Below are 1,965 nucleotides of genomic sequence, written 5' to 3' on the forward strand. Positions count from 1 at the left end.
TTTTACTCTGCATGTAGAGGGTACGTAGGAAAAGATAAGCTCCTGAGTAATTTTAATTCATTTGAATTTAAGAGCAGGCTTAATGAGCTTGATGATATGAATTATTTCATTTATTAATTTATTACTTTATTAAAAATACAAAACTATATTTAAATCAAGCGAGTTTTACATAATGAAAATTTTAGATTGTACTTTGCGTGACGGTGGTTATTACAATAATTGGGATTTTGAGTCTGAAGTGGTTAATGCTTATTTAATAGCAGTAGCAGAAGCAAACATAGATTATGTAGAGCTAGGTTTACGTAATTTTCCAAAGCAAGGCTTTTTGGGAGCCTATGCGTATACAACTGAAGCGCATATAAACTCATTAAATTTACCTGAAGGGCCAACTTACGGTGTTATGGTTGACGCTAAAACAATTTTGGAATCAGGCTTTAGTGTTGAAGATGCGATAAACAAACTATTTGTACCAGCAAATGAGAGTAAAATAGACTTAGTACGCATTGCTGCGCATTTTCATGAGGTTGAAAACTCTGGTCCTATAGTTAAACAGCTTAAAGCACTTGGCTACATAGTGGGTTACAACTTAATGCAAGCGGGCGGTAAACCTGATGATGTAATTGCTGATAAAGCTCGCCAAGCAACAGAGTGGGGCGGATTAGATTCTTTATACTTTGCAGATTCGCTAGGTAATATGGATGGCGATGAAGTAACACGTATTGTTAACGCACTACGTACGCAGTGGTCTGGTGAGTTAGGTATACACACTCATAATAATATGGGTAAAGGCCTTGATAATACGCTTACTGCAAAACAATTAGGGGTTACTTGGCTTGATACTACAATTACAGGCATGGGACGTGGTGCGGGTAATACACAAACTGAAAGCTTATTAGCAGTACTTGATAAAGAAGGTTCAGTATACAATTCTAAACCTATTTATGAGTTAGTAATACGCCACTTTGAATCAATGCAGAAAAAGTACGGTTGGGGTAGTAACTTACTTTACTTTTTAGGGGCGCAGAACGATGTACACCCTACTTATATTCAAAACCTGCTATCTAACTCGCATTACGGTACTGATGAAATTGTAGGCGCAATTGACTATTTGAGTAAGTTAGAAAGTACAACATCGTATAACGGTGCAATATTAAACACGGCATTAACGTTTAATACCGGTAATAGCGAAATTTCAGGAACTGATGCTGTATGTGGTTTATTTGACAATAAACACGTGCTTATTTTAGCTAACGGACCAAGCACTACTAAATACTTAAATGCAATTAAACTGTATATAGAGCAATATAAACCAGTTGTTGTGTCTGTTAATATTAGTAATGCGATTCCTGCGGACTTAATTGATTATTATGTTATTTCGCATAACTCTAAATTTTTAGCTGATGCAACGCGTTATCAAGCCTTGAACAAACCGATTATTTTACCAGTGCATCGTTTTTCTAAAGACGAGCTATCTCTTCTTAGTAATCTTGATTTACTCGATTATGGTTTAGATGTTAAAGATGGCGAGCTTGCAGCGAATAAAACGCACAGCGTTGTTCCTTCGGACATTACAACAGCCTACGTGCTTGCTATGTTGTTAGAGTCTAGCCCGTTGTCGGTTAAGTCAGTTGGCTTTGATGGCTACGAGAAAAATGACCCTCGCCAACAAGAAATGATTAAAATTTTAGACCTGTACAGTAAAAACAAACTGGCGGCAAAAGTTGTATCTTTAACGCCAACAACATACCCATTAGTTAAAGGTTCTGTTTATGCACCTAATAGCTGATTACGATGTATATATTTTTGATTGCGATGGGGTAATTTTAGACTCCAACCAATTAAAAATTGATGCAATGCATAATGCACTATCAGCGATTGTTACAGACACTACACAAGTTAAAGCATGTGTTGATTATTTTCGTGATAATTTTGGACGCTCGCGCTTTCACCATGTAGATATTTTTA

At 36.3% G+C, this 1,965-nt stretch carries 1 protein-coding gene and 1 pseudogene; both read left to right on the forward strand.

The genetic code is table 11. The features are described 5' to 3' along the window. Positions 1-172 precede the first annotated feature (172 nt). The gene (locus H5072_RS18135; RefSeq protein WP_182694348.1) at positions 173-1,786 is read left to right on the forward strand and encodes an aldolase catalytic domain-containing protein; all 1,614 of its coding nucleotides are present in this window, start codon (positions 173-175) and stop codon (positions 1,784-1,786) included. Beyond that, positions 1,770-1,965: pseudogene (locus H5072_RS18140) on the forward strand (HAD family hydrolase); the annotation flags it as partial. The gene H5072_RS18135 and the pseudogene H5072_RS18140, both read left to right, overlap by 17 nt.

The organism is Pseudoalteromonas sp. SR45-5, assembly GCF_014163565.1.
GTDB lineage: Bacteria > Pseudomonadota > Gammaproteobacteria > Enterobacterales > Alteromonadaceae > Pseudoalteromonas > Pseudoalteromonas distincta.

Bases quoted from the DNA above. Each gene is read 5' to 3' on its own strand.
- H5072_RS18135 (WP_182694348.1), top strand. From the start codon at position 173: ATGAAAATTTTAGATTGTACTTTGCGTGACGGTGGTTATTACAATAAT.